This window comes from Affinirhizobium straminoryzae, from assembly GCF_007004135.1.
Classification (GTDB): Bacteria; Pseudomonadota; Alphaproteobacteria; order Rhizobiales; family Rhizobiaceae; genus Neorhizobium; species Neorhizobium straminoryzae.
This window is the reverse complement of record NZ_VJMG01000010.1, coordinates 217939-241459: the sequence shown is the minus strand read 5'-3', so window position 1 is coordinate 241459 and position 23521 is coordinate 217939. Positions and strand designations below refer to the sequence as shown.

Below are 23521 nucleotides of genomic sequence, written 5' to 3'. Positions count from 1 at the left end.
TTGTGTGATGAATTTCGCAGATTTGAAGTTGCCAATCAGTTTAGATCGACCTTGCGGAGAAAATATCCGTGAGAATACTTTATACCGTGAAATATACTTTAAAATTAAGGACGCCCGCGGTCTCGCAAGAGCTGCCGAGCGCATGGTTACGCCGGGCGAAAATATAAGTCTTTCTCCGCTTTGGAAGGAGGTTAGCAACCTTGCATTGCAAATATTAGCTTCCATGAGCAAGGATATCGAGGTGCTTGCCTGGCTTACCGAGGCAGAAATCCGCCTTCGCGGTTATGCCGGACTCCGCGATATCTATGATCTTTCGGTGTCGCTTTTAGAACATAACTTCGATGAGCTTCATTCCATCGGCAACGATGATGACGAAGAGCGGTTTGCGCCCTTTGCCGGGCTCAATGGTGTTGGCGGCGAAGGCACGCTGATCCAGGCTATCCGTTTGACTCCGCTGCTTCCCGGCTGGAAATTCGGGCAAGTGACACTCTGGGATTACCAACTCTCCCAACGCCCGGGTGAAGATCGCATTCGCGAGGATCTGGAGAACGCCGTCTCGAACATGAATGTCGCTCATGTTTCCGAGCAGCTCGCGACGGTGAACGCCTGCATCACGCTGTTCGAGCGCATGACGGAAATACTTGAAGCGCGATGTGGCGCCCTTGCTCCAGCAAGTTCTAATACACGCAATGTCTTACATGAGGCCGCTGCGGCGCTTCGCGTGCTGGCGCATCTGCCTGACGCGGAACTGTCGGATGCGCCGGACGCCATGGCCGCGTCGCCCGAACATGTGGAAGACGTGTCTGCCGGTGCACGTGTGGCGGCGCTCAAGCCGACGGCAGACAGTATTTCCTCTCGTGAGGAGGCCTTTGAAATCCTCCTCGCGGTTGCCCGTTATTTCAAGAAGGCGGAACCTCATTCGCCCACTTCGCTTTCTATTGAAACTCTGGTCCGACGCGGCCGGATGGGCTTTTCCGAATTGCTGGCCGAGCTGATGCCGGATGCGCATCAGCGTCAGGCCGTACTGACGGCAGCCGGGATCAACGCGGCGGATTCCAGCTGACATGGCGTGAGAAGAGACCGTGCGGCTGAGCGCATGGGTCACAATGGAGCAATCTGCCCGAGCGCAGGAAGGAGACGTTCAGATGGCAAGTGTGCACGAGAAACTGGAGAGGGTTCGCAAGCCCCGCGTCCACATCAAATACGAGGTCGAAACGGAAGGCGCGATGGTTGCCAAGGAGCTTCCCTTCGTGGTCGGCGTTCTCGGTGACTTCTCCGGTCATCCCACCCAACCGCTGAAGCCATTCGGTGAGCGCAAGTTCGTCCAGATCGACCGCGACAATTTTGATGACGTCATGCGGCGCATGACGCCCGGTCTGCAGCTCACCGTCGACAACACGCTGCAGAATGACGGGACCCAGATGGAGGTCTCGCTGAGGTTCGAAAAGATGGAGGATTTCGAGCCGGGTGCGATCGTCGAGCAGGTGCCTGCCCTCAAGGCGCTTCTCGATGCGCGCAACGAACTGCGCGATCTGATGAGCAAGGCCGACCGTTCGGAAGAACTGGAGCGGCTGCTCGAAGACATTCTGCAGAACAAGGGTGATCTGGCGAAGCTGGTTGCCCAGCTGGGCGAGAAGGCGCGCGCGACCTGACCCGGAACGCCGTGTGCGAGGCGAGCGATCCGCTCTCCTCCCGTTTTTCAAGGATCAAGAGCGCGAGGGGGTAGGCCTCGCAGCCATGGGAAGGACGACGAGATGAGTGCTGAAACACAGGTGCAGACACGGGAAGCATCCACATTTGCGCCGGACGATGACCTCTTGACCAAAGTGGTTGCCGCCACCCGGCAGACGGAACCGGATCGCGCGCAGAACCTGCTGCGAACGCTGACCGACCAGGCCCTGAAGGGCACGGTTTCCTATGATCGCAACCTCACCGTTACGCTCAACAATGCGATTGCCGAGATCGACAGGGCGATCTCGCAGCAACTGGCTGCGATCATGCACGCGCCGGACTTCGTCAAGCTGGAAGGCAGCTGGCGTGGGCTGAGCTATCTGGTCAAGAACTCGGAAACGAGTGCCAACCTCAAGATCCGCGTTCTCAATGCATCCAAGCGGGAACTGTCCAAGGATCTTGCCAAGGCCGTGGAGTTTGATCAGTCACGGCTGTTCAAGTCCATCTATGAAGACGAGTTCGGCACGCCCGGCGGCGAGCCGATGGGTGCGCTGATCGGCGACTTCGAGTTCGACAATTCCTTCGAGGATGTGCAGCTTCTGCAGGGTGTCTCGATGATTGCGGCCGCCTCCTTCGCGCCCTTCATCTCCGCCGCCAGCCCGCGCATGTTCGGCTTCGAGAATTTCACCGAACTGGCAAAGCCGCGGGATCTCGAGAAGATCTTCGATACGGTGGAATATGCGAAGTGGCGGAGCTTCCGCGATAGCGACGATTCGCGCTTTGTGGCCCTTGCCATGCCGCGCGTTCTGTCGCGCATGCCTTACGGCCCGAAGACCGTTCCCATCGATGCCTTCAACTATGACGAGACCGGTGGTTCTGCCACTTGTGAACTGCCGCATGATGCCTATTGCTGGATGAACGCAGCCTATGTGCTGGGGACGCGCCTGACCGATGCCTTTGCGAAAAGCGGCTGGTGCACGGCGATCCGCGGCGCGGAAAACGGCGGCAAGGTGGAGAACCTGCCGATGCATATCTTCGCCAGCGATGACGGCGATCTCGATCTCAAATGCCCGACGGAAGTCGGCGTAACCGACCGCCGGGATGCAGAACTTGGCAAGCTCGGCTTCCTTCCGCTTTGCCACTACAAGAATACCGATTACGCCGTCTTCTTCGGCGCGCAGACCGCACACAAACCCAAGGTTTACGATCGTCCGGAAGCGACGGCGAATGCGGCCGTGTCCGCCCGGCTGCCCTACATGATGGCGACCTCGCGCTTTGCCCATTATCTGAAGGTCATGGGCCGGGACAAGATCGGCTCCTTCATGGAGGCCAAGGATTGCGAAGCCTGGCTCAATCGCTGGATTTCCAACTACGTCAATGCGAATGACGATGCGGGCGAGGAATCGCGGACGAAGTATCCGCTGCGCGATGCGAAGGTGACAGTTCAGGAGATTCCCGGACGTCCCGGCTCCTACAATGCGGTCGCCTGGATGCGTCCCTGGCTGCAGATGGAAGAATTGACCACCTCGCTTCGCATGGTTGCGCGTATCCCGTCGAAAAATTGAGACCGGTGGCGGATGCCGCCTGGCATCCCACCTCATCCCTTCGCGAGGACCCAAGATGCTGGACGTCAGGTGCGATGCCCGCCGGCTCGCCGATCGAGTGATATGCCTGATCGATGAGGCGCTGAATGATCAGCTCAATGCCATTATGCATCATGAGCAGTTTCAGGCCATGGAAGCCCGTTGGCGCGGGCTTGCAATGCTGGTGCGTCAAGCATCCCGCGGCAGCGATGTGAAGGTAAAGCTTTTAAGCGTTGGGTGGGCGGAGCTTGCCCGATCGCTGGATCGCGCCGCCGATTTCGACCAGAGCCCTCTGTTCGAACTGGTGTACAGCCGGGAATTCGGCATGCCGGGCGGTGAGCCCTTCGGCCTGCTGGTCGCCGATTTCTATTTCTCGCCGGCCGAGCCTGCCCACGCGGATCCTGTCGGCGCGCTCACACATCTCGCCACCATGGCGGCAGCCGCCTTCTGCCCCATCGTGGCCGGTGCCACGCCGAAAACGGTTGGTCTCGACGCCTTTTCGGAACTGGGTCGTATTACGGATTTCAGCTGGCTTTCGACCGATCCGCGGCGGCTGCGCTGGAATACGCTGCGCGCTGGCGACGATGCGCGCTTCCTGGGGCTTGTGGCGCCTCGTGTGTTGATGCGACAGCCGCTCAAGTCGCATGATCGACGTCGAGCCGATCCCTTTCCGTTTCGCGAACGGATCGGCGAGGATGCGCGCGATCTGCTGTGGGGGAATGGATCCTTTGCCTTCGGGGCCGTTCTGATCCGGAATTTCATCGAGTCCGGCTGGTTTGCCGATATTCGCGGTGTGACACAGGATGCGACCGATGGCGGTTTCCTGTCTGCCGACGAACTGCCCCCTCTGGATCTCGGATTGGAAAGCGAAGGCTTGTCTCGCCAGCCCCCGGTTGAAGTCCGGCTGTCGAGCGCCCAGGAGCAGCAGCTTGGGGAACTGGGCATCATCCCCATTGGAACGACCTACCTCACCGCCAATGCGATCTTCAATTCTAACCCTTCGCTGCATGCTCCACCGCATTACTCCAGCGATCAGGCGCGGCAGAATGCGCGGCTGGCGGGCATGCTCCAGTATGTTTTCTGTGCCTCCCGCTTCAGCCATTACCTCAAGGTGATCATGCGCGATGAGATCGGCAAGCTTGCGGATGCCGGAACGCTGGAGCGGCGTCTCAATGACTGGCTGACCGGCTATACGCTCGGCAACGAGGATGCCGATGTTTCCCTGCGCATTCGCTATCCGCTGCGTTCGGCGGGAGTTTCGGTCTCGGAAGTCGCAGGCAAACCAGGCAGCTTCGCCTGTACGGTCCGCCTTCAGCCGCATTTCCAGCTGGATGACATTTCTACCAGTTTCCACCTGATCGCCGAAGCGAACCCGGATCGGGGTGTCCCGACCAGACCAGAACCGCGTGAAAGGATATCGGCATGAGCCTGTTCGAGCAGATTTCGGCATGTGTAGCCGAGGCCAGACTGGAGGAGGCGCTTGAAGACGTGAAGGCGGCTCTGCGCGAAAAACCCTCCGACGCGCAGGCGCGCCATCTCTACATCGATCTCCTGATTCTCGCCGGCGAGTATGAACGGGCCGACGGTCAATGCGGGATTGCCGCGACCTTCCAGCCGGATGCGGTCATGGGCTTTGCCCTGCTCAGACATCAGTTGCGCGCGATGGCGGCGCGGGATGCGTGGTTCACGACGGGAGCCATGCCCGACTTCCCCGAAGGTCCGACCGCGCTCGACCGGCAGGCCATCAAAGTGGCCATCGCGCATCGCGAGGGGCGCCGTGACGAGGTGCATGAAGCGCTGGCGGAACTGGAAACGCTGCGCGGTGAACAGGCCATGTCCTGCAACGGAAACGAGATAGACGACATACGCGATCTCGATGATCGCATCCCCCATGCGCTTGAAGTCATCATGTCCGGTGGCGCCTATCTGTGGATCGATTTTTCGAGGATCGCGGCCCTTGAGGTCGAGCCCGTCGCACGTCTCCGCGACATGGCATTCCGCCGGGCACATCTCACGCTGATCGATGGTGCCGTTGCCCCTGTCCTGATTCCGGCGATCTATCATCAGCCGCACGGCGAGGTCGACCAATTGCGTCTCGGTCATGCAACGGAATGGCTGGAATTGCCCACGGGGCTGACCGTCGGGCGGGGGCAGCGGTGCTTCCTCGCCGGGAACGAGTTGCGCGCCCTTGGCGAGATCCACCGGTTGACGGGAGTGTCGGCGGAAGCGAGCGCGGTGGCGCGGAGAAGCGTCCATGGCTGATCCGCTGGACATCTACCGGGCCGGCAGCCGACAATTGGTACGCTCGGTTCTTGACCGGCTGCTGGACGACGCGCCGTTCAGTCCCGCTGATCCGCCGGTGAGTGATGCCACTCAGGTGCGCGAACTGCGCGAGGCCATCCGACGGGATCTGGAGCTTCTGCTGAACACGCGCCGCTGCGTTCAATCTCCCGGAAAGGGCTTTCCGGAGCTGCAGAACTCCTTGCGGACCTTCGGCGTTGACGGCGTGGTGGCGGCCAATCTGATGACGGATGAATCCAAGTTCGCGCTCGCGCGTTCGATCGAACGCAGCATCAGCCGCTTCGAGACAAGGCTTTCGAATGTCCGTGTGACGATCCTGAAAAACCGGAGCATGACGGCCCGCGCTCTTCGCATGCGCATTGAGGCAACCTTCCGCCTGCATGAGGGGATGCCGCCGATCAGCTTCGAGTCCGTCATTGATCCGTCCTCGCAACGCTTCCATGTGGAGGGCGCCGATGGCTGAGGGATTTCTCGCACGCTACAATGAAGAACTGTCTGCATTGCGTCAGCGTGCAAGCCGCTTTGCGGAAAGCTTTCCGAAAATCGCCGGGCGGCTGCGCATGACGGGGGAGGTGGTCGACGATCCCCATGTGGAACGTCTGATCCAGAGCTTTGCCTATTCGGCCGCGCGCGTGCGCCAGAAGCTGGACGACGAGTTTCCGGAACTGACGGATAGCCTGCTGGAGACGCTTTACCCGCATTACCTGGCGCCAATCCCATCGATGTTCATCGTCCAGTTCGAGCCGGCCCGGACTGTCGCCGCGCAACAGATCGTTGCGCGTCATACAGAGATTCTGGCAGAACCGGTGGCAGGGGAAACTTGTCGGTTCCGAACCAGCCAGGACGTCCGGATCGCGCCGGTCGAGCTTGCTGCAGCACGTCTGGCCGGCCAGCCGATCGAGGCGCCAGCGGTGCCGTTCACCGGTGTGACCGGCTGCCTGCGACTGTTGCTGCGCAGTCGCGATCCACGGCAATCGCTCGGCGGCATCGGGCTCTCCGGTCTTCGCCTGCATATCGCATCCCCATGGCCTCAGGCCGTCCAGATCCACGAATTGCTCTGCAATCATACGGTTGGCATCGCTCTTGCCCGGCATTCCGGCGATCTGCAGCCCCGGATCCTCACGGCAAGCCATCTTCGCCCCACCGGTTTCGATGCGGAGGAAGCGCTGCTTCCCTATCCCGCGCCGAGCTTCGAGGGGTACCGTCTGCTGACGGAGTTCTTCGCTTTGCCGCAGAAGTTCCTGTTCATCGAACTCTCGGGCCTCGAGGACTGGCAACAGAATGAACTCGAGATCTTCATCTATCTCGATCAGACCAGTCCCAAGCTTGAACGGGCCATCTCGGTGCGTGATTTCGCCTTGCATGCGGTGCCGGTGGTCAATCTCTTTCGCCAGGCCTGCGAGCCGGTCACGATCGATGGCACGCGGACCGAATATCGTCTTCTCGCGGACTCACGGCGTCAGCAGACGCGTGAGATCTTTGCCGTCGAGCAGGTAACGCTGACCTCGACAAAAGGCGTCAAGGAAACCAGCCAGCCCTTCTTCGGCCGGACCTATCGCAGCGACAGTGCCAGCACCTACTGGCAGATCACCCGCCGCTTCTGCGATGAAGATGGCACGAGCGACACCGATATCGCCTTTGTCGACCGTAACCGGCGTCATTTCAGTCCGGTCGATACGGTTGCCAGTGTCGATGCGCTGTGCATCAACAGGAACCTGCCGGAGCAATTGCCGTTCGGCGGCGGCCATCCGCATCTGCAACTCGCCTCTGGCCATGAAGCGGTTCACCGGTTGCAGGCCCTGATTCCACCCACGCCTTCGGTGCGGATGAATGATCAGGAGGCGAGAAACTGGAGGCTGATCTCCCACCTTCTGCTCAATCATCTTTCGCTGACGGATTGCAATGGTGGAGCGCTGAAGGACATCCTCTCGCTCTACAGTTTTCGGGACAGTCCGGAGACCCGTCTGTTCGCGGAGGCGATCATCGGCATCAGTGCCGAGCCCTCTCTGGCTCGCATGCCGCATGGCGGCATGGCGCCGGGGACCGACATCACGCTGACGTTCGATCCCAATGCGATCGATCCGGCCGCTGCATATCTTTTCGGGAGCATTCTCGATCGGTTCTTCGGGCTCTACACGTCGATCAACAGCTTCACGCGTCTGACGGTGCTCTTGAAAGGCATCAGCGAGCCGGTGGCCCGCTGGCCGGCACGCGCGGCCGCGCGGCCTCTGGTGTGAGGTGACGATGGACGCAGGATCGGTTGATCAGTTTCCTGATGTGCTTGCCGAACGGCTGGTGCGGGATCCCGGCAGTTTCGAACCCGTTACGGCGCTTCGGGTTGCCCAGGCGGTCAGTCCGGACGGCCTGGATGTGGTTGCGCCTGTGGGCGTGGATCCGGCGCCGCTTGCGGTCAGCGGATTCGAGCGGAGCGAAAGATGCAGCCGGATTCGTTCGCTGTTTGCGAGCCTCAGCGGGCCTGTGGGCGCGTTGCCTCCCTCCTATAATCAGCTGATTCTGCGCGAGGAGCGGCAGCGTTCACGCGCACTTTCTGCATTTCTCGATGTGTTCAACGGACGCATCAGCGAGCTGTTTGCCGATGCCTGCGAGAAATATCGGCTGGCGCGCGCTCTGCGCTGGCAAGGCAAGGAGGCGAAGGCTGGCTTCTTGCGCGCGCTTTTGTCACTCGGAGGCTTTGGCACGCGCCGAACGGTTGAGCGCGCCGGCATCAGCCGCGATTTGCCGCTGCGATTTTCGGGCTTCTTCGCGGATCGGACCCGCCATGCATCAGGTCTGGCGGCCATGCTGGAAGAACTGACCGGCGCACCGGTGCAGATCGAGCAGTTTCGGCCGCGCTGGCTGACAATTCCGCCTGCGGAACGAAGCCGGATCGGCCAGCCACAGGGCCTGCAACTCGGTACCAATGTCTCGGCAGGCTCTCGGTTTCGCGACCAGTCCGGTGGCTTTCGGGTTGTCATCGGGCCGCTTCACTATGGCGATTATCTCAGACTTTCCCCCGATGCCCGCGCCATGGGCGAGATCGTGGCGCTGACGCGGCTCTATGTCGGCCCCTCGCTCGATTTCGACATCCAGGTGGTGCTCCGGAAGGAGGATGTCCCGGAAACGCAATTGGGCCGCTCCGGGGATCCGCCGCGTCTCGGCTGGAACGCCTGGGCCAGGATCGCTCCGGCCGCCCGCGATAGCGGTGACGCCGTGGTGCAGGCCATGGCGGTGGAGAATATGGCCATGGAGGTGCAGCATGCGCCTTGAACTCGTTCTGCAGAACCCGACCTCCGCCGTGCCTGTACACCGGTGGCAGCTGGAGCGTGGACGGCGCACCGTCGGACGCTCACCGGATTGCGACTGGCAATTGCCTGACGAGGATCGTTGCGTGTCGAAGGTCCACTGCGTGATTGAACGTCGCGGTGACAGCTTCCTGCTGGTGGATCGCAGTTCCAACGGCTCCCAGCTCGATGGCTTATGGCTGCAGGATGGGGCGAGCGCGCCGCTGCGTGACGGCAGCATGCTTGGCATTGGCAACCTGTCGTTCCGCGTATCGATCCTTGGGGAGCGCGTGGCCCCGCAGGAGGATCCGGACGACAGCCTTTCGCTGAGCCCGGAGACGCCGACGATCTCTTCCATTCTGTCGGATATCGTTCCGGCAGGTCAGATGGCGAGCGGTGTGTTGGTGGCACCGGAGCGGGATGATCCCTTCGCCTTCATCCAGTCCCCGAAGTCGGCTGCCGCCTCGTCTCGGAATGTCGAGATCGGCTGGGATGGTCCGCCGGAACCGGACAGGCACGCAAAGGTGCTGCCAGAGAACTGGTGGGAAGAGACGGAGCCGGACATGCCGCTCGGTCATGTGCTCGAGCATAGCGCCGCGACCCGTGTTTCCATCGGTGTAAGCCGCGCATCGGAGGTCGGCGGCAGGCGCGATGATGTCCGGATCGTCCAGGCAATGGAGCCGGATTTCGAGCCCTTGCCAGGTGCTGACGCTTCTCGCTCCCACGAGGTTGAGCTGCTGTTGAAACCGCTGGAACAGGCGCTGGAGCAGACGCTTGCCACCTTGCAGATCTCAGGGGCTGTGCCGGATGCGAATGCGCCCGGCGCGTCCCCGGGGCAGGGGCGGCTCTCCTCAAGGCTTCGGGCTCTCCTTTCCATGCAGCTTCGAGTGAACGAGGCAATCGAGACAATGTTCAGCGAATGCGGCCGTCTCTTCGATCCGCGGCTGATCGCGGCGCGCGCCGATGCAGAAGCCGGGCGTGGATTCAGCTGGTCCCGAGAGGCGATCTACTGGCGCTTCTACAGTCGGCAATTCGACAATGCCGCATGCGCCCTCTCTGCTGCCGACCTGCTGCGGAAAACCTATTCGACAGATGAACCAAAGGAATCGGCAGGCGTGGAAAGTGCCTCCAGGGAAGGAAAGCGGCCCGATGCGATATGAGAACCGTGTGGCCTGGAGCGAAGGCATGTTTCTCCGGGTCCAGCATTTCCAACAGGCAGATCGCTGGACGGAACGCCTGGTCAGCACGACCATGCGCACACTTGCGGCCTATCCCTGGGGCGTTGCCGCCATGGAGATCGACCGGAGTGCCTTGGCCATCGGGCGGTTTGCCCTCAGCAATCTGCGGGGCATTCTTCCGGATGGAACCGCGTTTGAAGCTCCGATCGATTGCGACCTTCCGCCGGCTTTGGAACTGGATGAATCCGTCAGGAATGCCGTGATCTATCTGGCGCTGCCGACCCGCCAGCCAGGTCGTTCAGACATGGCGCTCAGTGCCGGCGCTGCGCTGCATCAGGTGCGCCATGTTGCCTCCCCTTATGAGGCGCCCGATGCCAATGTCGAGACCGACTTCTCGGCCCCGATCGAGGTCAGCCGCCTTAACCTTCGCTATCTGAAGACCGGCGACGATCTGGCGGGGTTCGACCTGATCGGGCTTGCGCGCGTCATCGAAGTGCGCTCCGACAGGGCCGTCATTCTCGATCCCGACTATCTGGCGCCAAGCCTGACCTGTGCGGCAGAGCCGAGGCTCGGTGAACTGGTCAAGGAACTGCTGGGGATCGTGCGTCATCGCGCCGAGGCGATTGCCGACCGGATCGGGGATCCGACCATTCGCGGCACGGCCGAGGTTGGCGACTACTTTCTCCTGCAGATCCTTAACCGGGCTGATCCGCTGCTGCAGCATGTCGTCCATAATGCAACGCGCATTCACCCCTTGAGCTTTTATGAACTCTGCATCCAGCTGGCCGGTGAACTGGCGACCTTCACGACATCGCGAAAGCGAGCCACGGATTTTCCGCCTTATCGCCATGACGACCTGAAGGCGACCTTCGCGGCGGTCTTCGATGATCTGCGCACGTCCCTGTCAGCGGTTCTTGAACAATCCGCCGTTGCCATTGAGCTTGCGGAGCGTCGTCACGGCGTACGTGTCGGCACCATCCACGACCGCAGCCTGCTCAAAGATGCCGGTTTCGTGCTGGCCATCCGTGCCGACATGCCGGCCGAAGAGATCCGGCGCAAGCTTCCCGCACAGATCAAGGTCGGGCCGGTGGAGCGCATCGCCGAACTTGTCAACGTGGCGCTGCCCGGTATTCCCGTGCGCCCCCTGCCGGTTCTGCCGCGCCAGCTGCCATACCGGTCCGGTACGATCTATTTCGAACTCGATACACGCAACCCCCTGTGGAGACAGCTCGAGACCTCCGGTGCCATCGCCCTTCACCTGTCCGGCGATTTCCAGGGTCTTGAAATGGAATTGTGGGCCTTGAGAGAATGAGCAACGACAGCGGTTCATCCTGGCAAAATCTTCCGACCATCGTGGAGCTGAACGAAAAGGGCGTCAACAGGCGCCAGTCTTCAGCCAGGATGGCTGATTTCCTTGACGATATCATCGGCGCTCCCGCAGCCGGCGACACGAGACCCGTGCAACCGTCCGAGGCCGGCGGCTGGTCCACGGAGCGACTGGTGGCGGATTTCACGCTGGGCGGCGAGGAGGTGCCGACGCTCGTTCGGTCTGCCGCCCCGCTGCTGAACCTGTCGCACACCATCCGTCATACGAACGAACAGCCTGATATCGCGGAGCTTCGGCGTGTGGCCGTCGATGCTGTCAATCGCTATGAACGCGATCTGGCCGGCGCGCGCATTGCGCCGGACCGAGCCCGGGCTGCGCATTACATTGTCTGTGCCACGCTGGATGATGTGGTGCTCAGCAAGCCTTGGGGGGTGGCGGCGGGCTGGGCACGGTCCGGTCTCGTATCCACATTCCATATGGATGTGACAGGCGGGGAGCGGGTATTCGACCTGCTGGATCATTTCCATCAGTCGCCCGGTGCATCCAGGGATATCCTTCTTCTCATTTACCTCTGTCTTTCGCTCGCATTCGAAGGCCGGATGCGGGTTTCTCCACGCGGCAATCTGGAATTGGGTCGCGTCCGCGACAGTCTCTACAAGACATTGCTTGGCCAGTATGGGATCTTCGAGCGCGAGCTTTCACCCCACTGGAAAGGCGTCTCGGCTCGTCACAGGCCACTGAAGACGGTCACCGCGCTGTGGACGCTCCTTTCCATCCTCGCGCTGCTGTTCGGCCTGGGCTACCTCTTCTTCACGTTCTCCCTCAATTCCGTCTCGGACGGAACCCTTGGCCGGCTGGCATCCCTGCCGCCGACGGGTGCAGTCAGCGTTGCGATGACGACGCCACCGGCACCACGGCCTGTCCCCGAAAAGCCTGCCGAACCCGCTCCGCAGGTGGCTGTTGCGCCCATTGCGCCGAAGGTCGAGGCGCCGCCAAAACCAACACCACTGGAGAACTTCCGGGCGTTCCTTCAGCCGGAGGTCGAGAAGAATCTCGTGACGCTTGCCGATGTCAACGGCCGCCTGCGGATTCGGATCAACAACTCGGGCTTGTTCGAAGTCGGCAGCGCTGAGGTGAGCGATAACTTCCGGGGTCTGCTCGAGCGCATCGGCGGCGCACTTTCTGCCGAACAGTTTCGTGCGGTCGTCGTCGGCTACACCGACAACACCCCCATCCGCACGGTGCAGTTCCCGTCCAACTGGCACCTGTCGGAGGCACGGGCGAAGGCTGTCGGCGAAATCCTTGCGGCCTATACCGGACCGGAGGCCATCCTGACCGAAGGGCGTGCAGACAGCGATCCGATTGCGCCGAATACCACGGCTGAAGGCAGGGAAGTAAACCGAAGAACCGAGATCCTGGTTCTGACCAACCCGCAGCAGCGCCTGAACGAGGCCGGCCTCACGGCTCCTGCCGTCAGAACCCAGACCGAACCTGCCTCTCAGCAAAGACCGGGTGATGCGCAATGAACCCGTTGAGCATTTTCTATACGATCCGATCCTATGTCGATTCCTATGCCGGATTGATCGGCCGACGTTTTATCTCGGTCATCTGGCTTGTGGCGCTGTGCGTCATCATCTGGTTCTACGGTTCGCTGCTGGCGTTCGGGCAATGGAAGCCGCTCGTCAGCATCAATGCCCGGCTTGTTGTGATTGCCACGCTGGTCCTCGCCTGGGTTGTCTATATTGCCGTCACCATCATCCGAAGCCGCCGGCGTGATGCCGCTCTTGTCGATGGCATCGAGCAAAGCGCTGCGGCGGAGGCAGAGGCCAGCCAGCGCGCCGAGGTGGGCGAAATTCATCAGCGGCTGAAGGAGGCTCTGACGCTGCTGCGCCGCGTGACCCGCAAGCGCTTCGGCTACATCTACGAACTGCCCTGGTATGTGATTTTCGGCGCACCCGGGTCCGGCAAGACGACGGCGCTCACCCAGTCCGGCCTGAATTTCCCGCTCGGCGATGCCCTGGGCAGCAACTCGGTCCAGGGGATTGGCGGCACGCGGAACTGTAACTGGTGGTTTACGGACGAGGCCATCCTGATCGATACGGCCGGGCGCTATACGACGCAGGATGATCTGAACGGCACGGCCAAGGCCGGATGGGAGGGCTTTCTCGGCCTCTTGCGCCGGTATCGGCGGTCTCAACCCATCAATGGTGCCCTTGTCACGCTATCGGTCGGAGATCTGCTGGAACGCGATCCGCAGGCCCAGAAGGAGGAAATCCGTATCATTCGCCAGCGTCTCGCGGAGCTGGACGAACAGTTGCAGGTCCGGGTTCCCGTCTACATCGTCCTGACCAAGGCCGACCTTCTGACGGGCTTTGTCGAGTTCTTCGATGGCTTCGGCAAGTCGGACCGCGAACAGGTCTGGGGCATGACCTTCGCTCTGGATACGAGCGACAAGGCGAGCGAGTTGGCAAAGGCGTTCGGTGCCGAATTTGCGCTGTTGCAGGAGCGTGTCAGCGCGCTCCTTCTGGAGCGGCTGCAACAGGAGCCGAACGCGGAAATCCGCGGCCGTATCTTCCGTTTTCCGGCACAGCTCGCCTTGCTGCGCGAGAGACTGGACGACGTCATGACCGAACTTGCGGCCACCTCGAAGCTGATGGAGCCGCCTTTGATCCGTGGCATCTATCTGGCTTCCGGCACGCAGAACAGTCCGGAATCTGTCGATCTGGCACCGGTGCGGCCACGCCGGAGCTACTTCCTGAAGCGTCTCTTCCACGACGTGATCTTTGAGGAAGCAGCCCTCGTGGCACGCGACAGGCGCCTGAGCCGCCGGCAGCTCATCATCCGGCGTTCGATCTATGCGATGGCGACCGCCTTCGTTCTCGTCGTGCTGGCAAGCTGGATCGCGACCTACTGGCAAAACAGCGTGGCTCTTGCCGATGCGGATCGGCATCTCGATACCTATGAGCAATTGGCCAAGGGTATCCCGGTGGAGAACGTGAAGGATACCGATTTCCTGCGGATATTGCCGCCGCTCGACAGCCTTGCGGCTATTCCCGACAGCTTCGAACAGAGCCGGACCTGGCCGATGAGTTTCGGCCTGGATCAACAGGAAAAGGTCGAGAAACGTCACCGCGATGCCTATCAGAGAGCCTTGAACGCGCTTCTGTTGCCCCGTCTGATGGTTCAGTTGCAGCGGGATATGCTAAACGAAAAAGATCCGCAGAAGGTCTTCAACGCCCTGAAGCTGTATGGGATGCTGGGTGGTGTCGGCACCATGGACGGCGATTTCGCCACCCTGCAGATGCAGGACATGTTCCGCGCCCTGTTGCCTGGAGATGCAAGGGCGGCGGCACGCGCCGCCCTCTCGCGGCACTCGCATGCGCTGGTTCAGGGCGTGATTCCGCTCATCGAACTCGATAATCGTCTCATCGCGGAGGCGCGCGGGAAGATACGCGACATCAGCATTGCCTCTCGCGCCTACGAGATCCTGCGGAACGTCGAAGATGCACGGCGTTTGCCCGCCTGGACGCCGGCTGCTGCTCTTGGACCTCTGGGCGAGCAGGCCTTCGAAAGAGGATCCGGTGCCAGTCTGCGACAGGGTCTGCCCGGGCTTCTGACGGCACGTGGCTTCCAGTCGGTCGTTGGTCCTCGGCTGGATGAGGCAGCCCGTGATGCCATTGGTGAGGAGTGGGTGCGGGGAAGCTCCAATCCGCCGGATACGTCGGTTGACCAGATCGCCCAGGCCGTTTTTCAGCTTTATGTCTCGGATTTCGAGCTTCAGTGGCGAACGCTGCTCGGTGATCTCCGGGTCAAGACGCCGCAAACATTGGCGGATGCAGCCGAAGTCACCCGGCTGCTTTCCTCCGAGCCGAGTCCGATCGAGGCTCTCGTCCGATCGATCGCTGCTGCGACCGATCTCCGTTCGCCCGATGCTCTGGTCACCGGCTCGATCGGCGAGAGCGACCCTGGAAATGGCGCGAACGTTGTCGCCATCTCTTCTCTACCCGATCCCTATGCCGGGCTTCGCGATCTGCTCGGCGCTCCTGATACGAACAAGGCGACAGGCGAGGCGACGGGACTTTCCGATCAGAAGCAGCTTCCGCCTCTCAGACAACTGGTTTCAACGATACAGAAACTGCGCGAGCAGTTATCCCGGGCCTCCACTTCGACAGAGACACTTGCCAAGGTTTTCGATGTCGATGGGCAGCTGACGGCAGCCAATCAGGATCTTCTGCAACAGGCGCGGCAGATGCCTGCGCCGCTGGATGCGTGGATGGCCGGAATGGCGGCAGATATCGGTTCGCTTGCCGTGCGGTCCGCCCGCGCCCGCATTGCAGACATGTGGGCGAGCGAAGCGGCAAACTATTGTTCCAGCGCCATTGCCAACCGCTACCCATTCGATCGAAACGCAGTCTCCGATGTTGCCATGAGCGACTTCATCCGTCTCTTCGCACCCGACGGCTTGCTGAAGACCTTCTTCAAGCAAAATCTCGAGCCCTTCGTGGACACGAGTGCATCTCCCTGGGGCTGGAAGGGGACCTTCGGGTCAGCGAGCATTCCCAGCGAAGCGATTGCCGCATTCGATAAAGCCGACCAGATTACCCGCGCCTTCTTCCCGAACGGCAGCAAGCAACCGTCGATCACCATCAATGTCACCCCTGTTTCACTCAGCGATGCGGCCAATGCCGTCATGCTGGATGTGGCGGGAGAGAAGGTGGTCTACTTCCATGGACCGATCCTGTCGAAATCGATCACCTGGCCCGGGGGGCAGGCCGCCAACAGTTCCCGTCTGGCGTTTCAGCCGGGTGGCTGGCAAGAAGCGCTGACGGTAACGGGTGACTGGTCCGCCTTCCGCCTGTTCGACCGGGCGAAACTGAGCCAGGGGAGCCAGCCGAACCTGTTCCGGGCCGTCTTCCAGAAGGGAGAGCAGACGGCGCAGTTCGACGTCCAGTTCGGTTCCGTCCTGAACCCGTTCCGCCTGCCGGCACTCGATACGTTTTCATGTCCGGGGCGTTTCTGATGGCCATGCAGGACCGCTCAACCCGAGCCATACCCACGCGCGAGGCGGACCGGATTGGATTTTTCGGCAAGTTGCCAACGCATGGCGATTTCGTCGGGTGGGGGGTTCCGGTCGAGTTGCAGCGCCTGCTTCAGGACTGGCTTCAGCAAGGGCTTCAACTGCTTCACGACAGACTGGGTGACGCGTGGTCCAGTGCCTTCAAGGCGACCCCGCCATGGCGATTCATCGTGGAGGAGGGGCTTTGGAGCGACCCCGCACTGGCCGGTGTTTTCCTGCCGAGCACGGATCGCGTGGGGCGTGCCTTTCCCCTCGTCATCATCAGCCAGATCCATGCGGCGACGGATCATCCCTTCCAGCTTTACAAGGATGAAAGCTGGTTTACCGCAGTCGAGGCCATCGGCGAGAGTTCCCTGCGCCGCGATTTTCAGCTTGAGGACTTTACCGCCGCCCTGCAAAAGTTGAGGCGTCTGCGTCCCTTCGATCCGCCGGAGGAAGCCCTGAACGCGTCTCGGGGTCGAACCAGAGAAACACTCTGGTGGAGCGTGGCGACGGCGTCCGGCATAGCGGAGGGCTTTCGCCGCTCCGGTCCGCCCCAGGCGGAAGACGTTCTTCGGCTGGTTCCTCCCCACCATATGCCTGCGCAAGGCGCCGTGGCGCGGCGCCTGGAGCCGAAAGTGCACCACGACCCGACGAACGCCCCCTTGGAGACGAAGAAGGAGCGGCCGCTGGTGCAGTGGCGACATGCGTTCCATACCCATCCCGGCACGCGTCAGCGGCGCAATTGCGATGCCCTGCTTACCTCGGACACAGCCGGCTTGTTTGCTGTGGCCGATGGTCTCGGAGATACGGCTGGCGCGGCGGAGGCTGCGAGGCTTGCGCTTCACCTTGCCGGTCAGACCGTGCTGAACGGACCGGTCGAAGCCCGGCTCCAGGAGGTCAAGGGCAAGCTTGGGCAGGCGAATTCGCTGCTTCGTTCCCGCAAGGCGCCATCGTCCGAAACCTCGGCCGATGCGGCAAGTCTGGTTGCTCTTGTCGTCGACCAACATTCCTTTGCCGTCCTGTGGTCCGGCGACAGCCGCTGTTATCTTCTGCGGGACGGAATGCTGCGCTGTCTTACCCGCGATCACATCCAGATCGGAATGAAGAGAAGTCTGTCGCGCGCGGTCGGGTTACACCCCACATTCCACTGCGAAACCGCGATGGAGGACCTGCGGGAGAAGGATTGCTTTCTGCTGTGCAGCGCGCCCCTCAGCCGTGTCCTGCCGGAGCGGTTCATCGCTGGAATCATGGAGACGGAGACCCTGTCGGAAGTGCCGCGAAGCCTGATCGAGAACGCCCTGGTCGCTGGGTGTCCGGACAATCTGTCGAGCCTGGTCGTGCATGTCGAACCCTGCTGACGCCGATCATTGCAGGGAAAAGGAGATCGCCGCGCGCTTTCGCGCGCTTTGGGACGTGCTTCGGCCGACAGGGGAGGGGACGGTTGACGAATTTCGATCCCTGATGCGCGATCGGATCCGTGATGCACTGGATCGTGGAGCGGGTAAGGTGATCGACGGGCAGGAGGTCGAGTTCATCGCCAACACTTTCGTCATCGACCACCTGATTGCGGAGAATACCGCGACACAGGTCCACGCGGTCCGGCATCGCGACACCGGCAAGATCCATGCCCTGAAATGTGCAAAGCCGGAATGTCATTCTGACCCGATCATCCGGGATTTTCTGCTCAGGGAGGCCGAGATCGGCCTGACGCTTTGCCATCCCCACATCATCCGTACGCACATGCTTCTGCGGCTTCAGGATGGCCGGCCCGCGATCCTCATGGAGAAGGGTGGTTTGTCACTTTCGGCGCGAGCAGGGCAGGGGCTCCTGTCTGCCCGCATGATCCCGGAGGTTGTGCGTGGCGTTCTGCTGGCTCTTGATCACCTCAGCCGCGTCGATCGCGTGCACGCGGATATCAGCCCGGGCAATATCCTTGTCGCTGCAGAGGATCCGTCCATCTGGAAACTCTGCGATTTCGGCCTGTGTCGCCGGCAGGGCGAGAGGCTTCCGCTTGATGATCTGGCGCGGGCCGGAACAGATGCCTTCCAGGCGCCGGAACAGGCCTCCGGCGTCGGCCCGGACCAACGATCGGATCTCTACTCGCTGGGGCGAGTCTTGCAGTGGATGCTGGATAAGCATACGCAAGGCGAGCCGGTAGACGATGGTCTGCGCAGGCTTGCCGCTCACCTGACCATGGCCCGTCCCGATGATCGACCGGAGCATGCCCAAGCCTGCCTGGAACGCTATGGACTGTCGCCTCTCTGATCAGCGACTGGGTGCTACCGGCGGAGATGCCGCAGGCAGGTTCGGGCTTTTCTGGTAAACGTTGAAAAGCTTTGCGAAATCGACCAGTCCCGAGTTGCCGGCATAGAGAATGTCGCCGTTGGCCATCTGGAACTGTTGCATCAAGGCCAGAGTGGCGATGTCCTTCATGTCCGCGCGATAGATGACGGGCTTGTTGGTGACGGTCGTCGTTGCCGGCAAGAGTTTCCCGTTGCTGGAAGCCACCGGTGCATAGGTGACCTGATTGCGCAGAAGATAGACCTGGCTCGCGTCCGCCCTGTCGTCGAGCAGACCGCCGGCGCGTCCGATAGCCTGCGCCAAGGTCAGTTGTCCGGGCTCGAACTTGAACTCCCCGGTGCTTTTGAAGGCGCCCATGACCGTGAAGCTCGGAGCGCTGTCCTGAACAAAGATCTGGTCGTCCGGCAGGAGGTTCACGTTCTGCGGAGCCTCGGCCAGCACGCGCGACAAAGGTGCGCTCGCCTTGCGCGACCCGCGCATGAGCGTGACGATGGTGCTTGCCGGTGCCGAAAGCGCACCGCCTGCCATGGCAATCGCATCGGATACCCGCTCCTTGCGCGCCGAGAGCGGAACGCGGCCGGGGTTATGAACGCTGCCACCGACGGTAACAGCGTAGCCGGGGCGATCCACGACGTTCACAACGGCCTGGGGATTGACGGCGGAGCCTTTCAGGCCGCTGACGATGCGGCTCTGCAACGCTTCCGGCGACGAATTCAGAACCCTCTGCTTGCCCACGAAGGGAAGCACCACATTGCCCGTGGCATCGACGGTGAAGCGTCCCAGCGGCAGTGTCCTGCTGTTGGCGGACGAGAAAAGGCCCTCCTCGCCCGTGTCGATGATAGTGACTTCAATCACATCGCCCTGTCTAAGGCGTGTGTCATTGGCTCCGCTCGAACGGAAAATCGATAGACCGGGATCGGCTGGATTGTACGTGACCTGACCGGGGGCCGCTGACGAAAGGTTGGCCTGGGACAAGCGTACAACCGGAATGTCCCTGCCCGTTGCGGGGTCTTTTGCATCATAGAAGCTCGATGCGGAGGGGCCATCCGAGGGGCGCGCGCAAGCCACCAATATCAGGCAAAACAAGGCCGTGCCGATCTTACGCATCTGATTCCCCGATAAAATTCTGCAATGTCAGCGGAACCTAGCATTCAGATGTGCTGATACAATATCACCTTCACGGCCGTATCATACATTCTCCGCAAATGACCTAATTTGTGGCGAAATTATCACGTGTTTGCCCGGTCCTCATCGGGGATGATCGCGTGGGGTCGAAGTGGCGCGCGCGCATGCACGTTCCTCTGCGTCGCATTTTTTGGCCGCGGCCTACCGCGACCAGTCCAGCGAGCGTCCGGCAAGCGCATCTACACGCGCTGTAAGGTCACCAAAATGTCGTTCCATGGTGATGTCGCAGCCGTGATCGAAAGCCGCATAGGCAGGAGCGACATTCGCGACGGGAATCGCTCGATCAAAGCCTGCCGCGTCGAGATCAAGAAACCTGGCGATCTCTGCAATCGTTGCGGCAGGCTGGCGCTGCAGTTCGGCAAGTGTGATGATCATGAAATGATCACGCGGAAACAATGCCAGATATCGTGAAAGCTGTACATCGTAACAGGAAGAACGCATGTACATGAAATTCCAGAAATACTGGCGGCAGTGCGTTGCAAAGTCCGACGAGATGAAGCGTTCGTCTTCAGCGGCGAGCGCCTCGGAAAAGCTTTCGATCAGTTCCAGTGGTCGGCCATCGCTGTGCAATGCACGCCGCATGTGCTGGTAGAGAGAGTGGGCCCGCGCCTTTGGATGGCGCAGTATCAGCAAAAACCGGGCCTGCGGGAACAGATCACGCAAGAGGACGGCTGTCTCGGGATTCGAGAAGTAAACATGGGAAGCGTCGACCCGATATCTTCGGTTGGAACGGAACAGCTTGAAATAGACAATAGGGTTTTTAATCACCTGAAATGGCGAGCAGAAAAAACTTGGCTCCTTGGGATCGCAGACGTGGACATCCGGATGGCGCTGCAAAATGTGATAGAGCGTCGTTGTCCCGCATTTGCCTGCACCGAGAATGAACAGATTTGGTGTTCCCATGGTATGCGGGTCCTCTTTGATTGGCGGTACGGTGTGAGTGTCCATGCCCGGAAAGGGGATCTATTGCGATTTGCCGAGCCCGCCACTGAAGGTGCTCAGCGTTAAAAGTTGCTCTCTTCGCGAACTGCCGCTCTGCATCTGCGGTCATACGGATCACCATTTAGCGCGCAAAGAGCCGGAAACCGTCCTTGTCCTGTAATCCCGAGGATACCGCAACCACAAACCGTCCGCGCAAACCCGCAGCTGAATAAACCAGCGGAATAGGTCAATGGCCGCGGTGAGCGCGAACAACGCGCTTCGGTAAAAGCTCGCCGCCCGGGCGTACGATTCCGGAAAAGGGCGCGCTTATTTCAACATGCGTGAAACCCAAACGCTTCAGCATGTTGATGTACCATGACAGGTTCGGGCGCCACCATTCGGCGATATCGGAATTTGCTTCGGCACCGCCGATGTAGGTCAAAGACGGCGCATCATCAGGTTCACCGATGATATCGTCGGCGATGAAGAGCGTACCACTGCAAATGCCTGCCGCTGTTGCCAGTGCTTCCAGCGGATTGATGGTATGGACCAGGATATCGCCCAGCATGACCAGATCGAATTTGCGTCCCTGCAGGGCGTGATCAAGGTCGTAGATGGTGCTGTAGACGCGCTCCACCTTGGAGTTGAGCTTCTTTTTGCAAAACGCGAATGGGCCATCGAGCAGGATGCGGTGAAGGTCACGATCGCTGAGGGCAGAGAATGCTTCGGCAATCTCCTCGTGCGGTCGGACGCTATGAAAGGGCAGACGATCCCTGATCTTGGCAAGGATCCCGGCAACCGGCTCTCCCGGAAAATGATCCCAGTGCGAGAGGCTGGGCAGTTCGACCGAAACGACGGATGCGCCACGCTTTTCGAATTCGAAGGCGAAGAAGCCTGTCGCCGAACCGACATCAAGCACAGTCTTGCCCGACATATCGTCAGGGAACCCGAACGACGGAAGAGAACTGCGGTAGTCGAAGGAACCGGGGGTCACGAGCCCATCCCCCAGATCCACCGTATGGTACCAGAAATACAGGGGATCGGCCACCATGCCCAATTCCGCACAGCGCTGGTCGAACTGCCGAACAAGCCGCAGGTGTTCGTCCCGGATCTCTGAACCCGGCCGCACGGCATCGTCCTCCGAGCGTGCCGATGCGATATCGGCGGGTGGTTTCTGCCACCAGATCGCTGTCCAGTCTATCGCGTGCATGGTTTCTGTGATGTTGTTTGCGCGCCGATACTCTTCGACCGCCAGGCGGCATCCTTCGACCGCACCGAAGTCGTCGATGATGACAAAGCCACCGGGCGAGAGTTTCGGATACAAGGCTTCCAGGGCGACAATCGTGGATTCGTACATATCCCCGTCGAGCCGCAGCAAGGCGAAAGGTCCCGCCTGCAGGTTGGGGAGTGTTTCGTCGAAGTAGCCTTCGACAAAAACGACCTGGTCGTCGAGCAGGCCATATTTCCGGAAATTCTCTTCGACCTCTTTACGCGAGACGGCCAGTTCGGGAAACATGTGGTGTGGATCGCCGGCGTCGTGAGCATAAAGGTCCGGCTTTGGCGCAGGAAGGCCGGCAAAGGAGTCGGCAACATAGACACGGCGAGTCTGGTCGGATCTGGCTTCGAGGACGGCGCGCATCAGGATACAACATCCGCCGCGCCAGACACCCGTCTCGATATAGTCGCCTGGGACCTTTTCATCGATCGTGCGCTCCACCAGGGAAGCGAGGTTGCGAAGCCGCATGGCGCCCGCCATGGTATGGGCTGTCGTCGGCCAATCCGCTCCGGTCTCGCGTTTCGCTGCATCATAGACCCGTGGCAGGTCAGGGTGCATGGACGCATCGCCATAGATCGAGTTGGTGAGCGTCCGGATCATGAGATCGAGGTATCTGTCGGGATAGCGCGTCTCGTCTGGCGATGCCGTTGCGGGTTCGACGCGATCCTCTGCACCGAGTTCGATCCAGGGAAATGCCTCTTGCAATTGGCGGTGAAGGGCCGCGATCTTCGGCATGACGAGGGCCGTCTGCCCGGCGTTGTGCATGCGATAGGCGCCGAGGATTTCCGGGATGTGTGCACCTTCAAAGCCGTGGTCGATCAACCGCAGCCAGAACGCATAATCCTCAAGGCCCTCGATATCCGGAAAGCCCCCGACCTGTTCCCAGACGGAACGGCGAACCATGGAAAGAGTGTCGATGTAGTTTCCTTTCGCCAGTCGGTTGCGGTCGAACTGCTGGTAGCCATTGACTCTGTTCACGGTCCCCATGACGCGCAGCGTCGGATAGACGAAGGCGGCGGAAGAGGCGTCGAGCGCGTCGAGGCAGCGGCGAACACAGTGCGGATAAATGATGTTGTCCACATCTAGCAGGAGTGCTGCGTCTGTCTTGGCAAGGCGCATGCCATTGTCTCTCGCCGCCGGCGGGCCGGACTTGGCCCGATGCCTGATCACCATCACGCGCGCAAACATATCGCGATGCCTTGCTGCCATGTGGCTCGCAATCGCGCCGCTTGCATCCGTCGAAGCGTCATCGATGATGATAAGCTCGAGGCAGACTGCCTTCTGCGACACGACACAGTCAAAGCATTCGCTGAGGAAGCGGGCGCCATTCCAGACGGGAACGATGATGGTGGCATCCGGTAACGTATGCGTGTCGTGTTCGAACAGCACGTCATACGGGACTTTCGGAGAAGCCGGCAAACCTGTCTGCATCCGTGTT

General features: G+C 61.0%; 17 protein-coding genes. 14 read left to right on the top strand and 3 right to left on the bottom strand.

Translation table 11 applies throughout. From position 1 onward, the window contains the following. Positions 1-7: 7 nt before the first annotated feature. The 14 genes from tssA (at position 8) to FNA46_RS05110 (ending at position 18665) form a co-directional block, all read left to right on the top strand. On the top strand, positions 8-1063 hold the full coding sequence (gene tssA, locus FNA46_RS05175) for a type VI secretion system protein TssA (RefSeq protein ID WP_142881270.1): 1056 nt from the start codon (positions 8-10) through the stop codon (positions 1061-1063). An 82-nt stretch (positions 1064-1145) separates the two neighbouring features. Next, positions 1146-1652 carry a type VI secretion system contractile sheath small subunit gene (gene tssB, locus FNA46_RS05170; protein ID WP_142881269.1) on the top strand — a complete coding sequence of 169 codons (507 nt, stop codon included), beginning with the start codon at positions 1146-1148 and terminating at the stop codon, positions 1650-1652. A gap of 102 nt (positions 1653-1754) precedes the next feature. After that, complete coding sequence (gene tssC / locus FNA46_RS05165) at positions 1755-3236, top strand: type VI secretion system contractile sheath large subunit (protein WP_142881268.1); 1482 nt, start codon at positions 1755-1757, stop codon at positions 3234-3236. 55 nt (positions 3237-3291) lie between these two features. After that, positions 3292-4680 carry a type VI secretion system contractile sheath large subunit gene (gene tssC, locus FNA46_RS05160; protein ID WP_142881267.1) on the top strand — a complete coding sequence of 463 codons (1389 nt, stop codon included), beginning with the start codon at positions 3292-3294 and terminating at the stop codon, positions 4678-4680. Further along, a complete protein-coding gene (locus FNA46_RS05155) occupies positions 4677-5516 on the top strand; it encodes a type VI secretion system accessory protein TagJ (protein WP_142881266.1) in 840 nt (279 codons plus the stop codon). The genes tssC (FNA46_RS05160) and FNA46_RS05155 overlap by 4 nt, the downstream gene beginning before the upstream one ends. Further along, on the top strand, positions 5509-6018 hold the full coding sequence (gene tssE / locus FNA46_RS05150) for a type VI secretion system baseplate subunit TssE (protein WP_142881265.1): 510 nt from the start codon (positions 5509-5511) through the stop codon (positions 6016-6018). Before FNA46_RS05155 ends, tssE begins: the two co-directional genes overlap by 8 nt. Further along, positions 6011-7792, top strand: a complete 1782-nt coding sequence (gene tssF, locus FNA46_RS05145; RefSeq protein WP_142881264.1) for a type VI secretion system baseplate subunit TssF — start codon at positions 6011-6013, stop codon at positions 7790-7792. The genes tssE and tssF overlap by 8 nt, the downstream gene beginning before the upstream one ends. 7 nt (positions 7793-7799) lie before the next feature. Beyond that, entirely contained in the window at positions 7800-8822 is a 1023-nt protein-coding gene (tssG, locus tag FNA46_RS05140; RefSeq protein WP_142881263.1) for a type VI secretion system baseplate subunit TssG, read from the top strand. Beyond that, complete coding sequence (locus FNA46_RS05135) at positions 8812-9996, top strand: type VI secretion system-associated FHA domain protein (protein ID WP_142881262.1); 1185 nt, start codon at positions 8812-8814, stop codon at positions 9994-9996. Before tssG ends, FNA46_RS05135 begins: the two co-directional genes overlap by 11 nt. Beyond that, positions 9986-11326: a type VI secretion system baseplate subunit TssK gene (gene tssK / locus FNA46_RS05130; RefSeq protein ID WP_142881261.1), complete on the top strand. Its 1341-nt coding sequence runs from the start codon at positions 9986-9988 to the stop codon at positions 11324-11326. Before FNA46_RS05135 ends, tssK begins: the two co-directional genes overlap by 11 nt. After that, a complete protein-coding gene (tssL, locus tag FNA46_RS05125) occupies positions 11323-12867 on the top strand; it encodes a type VI secretion system protein TssL, long form (RefSeq protein ID WP_142881260.1) in 1545 nt (514 codons plus the stop codon). Before tssK ends, tssL begins: the two co-directional genes overlap by 4 nt. Beyond that, positions 12864-16361, top strand: coding sequence for a type VI secretion system membrane subunit TssM (gene tssM, locus FNA46_RS05120; RefSeq protein ID WP_142881259.1), 3498 nt, complete (start codon positions 12864-12866; stop codon positions 16359-16361). Before tssL ends, tssM begins: the two co-directional genes overlap by 4 nt. Next, a complete protein-coding gene (tagF, locus tag FNA46_RS05115) occupies positions 16361-17758 on the top strand; it encodes a type VI secretion system-associated protein TagF (RefSeq protein ID WP_185969735.1) in 1398 nt (465 codons plus the stop codon). Before tssM ends, tagF begins: the two co-directional genes overlap by 1 nt. A gap of 103 nt (positions 17759-17861) precedes the next feature. Next, on the top strand, positions 17862-18665 hold the full coding sequence (locus FNA46_RS05110) for a protein kinase domain-containing protein (RefSeq protein ID WP_185969734.1): 804 nt from the start codon (positions 17862-17864) through the stop codon (positions 18663-18665). Here the strand turns inward: FNA46_RS05110 and FNA46_RS05105 are convergent, their stop codons facing one another. From FNA46_RS05105 to FNA46_RS05095, 3 genes are all read right to left on the bottom strand, one after another. Next, positions 18666-19808 carry a polysaccharide biosynthesis/export family protein gene (locus FNA46_RS05105; RefSeq protein WP_142881256.1) on the bottom strand — a complete coding sequence of 381 codons (1143 nt, stop codon included), beginning with the start codon at positions 19806-19808 and terminating at the stop codon, positions 18666-18668. A 219-nt stretch (positions 19809-20027) separates the two neighbouring features. Then, a complete protein-coding gene (locus FNA46_RS05100) occupies positions 20028-20789 on the bottom strand; it encodes a sulfotransferase domain-containing protein (protein ID WP_142881255.1) in 762 nt (253 codons plus the stop codon). A 265-nt stretch (positions 20790-21054) separates the two neighbouring features. Further along, on the bottom strand, positions 21055-23514 hold the full coding sequence (locus FNA46_RS05095) for a TylF/MycF/NovP-related O-methyltransferase (RefSeq protein WP_142881254.1): 2460 nt from the start codon (positions 23512-23514) through the stop codon (positions 21055-21057). Between the last annotated feature and the right edge of the window lie 7 nt (positions 23515-23521).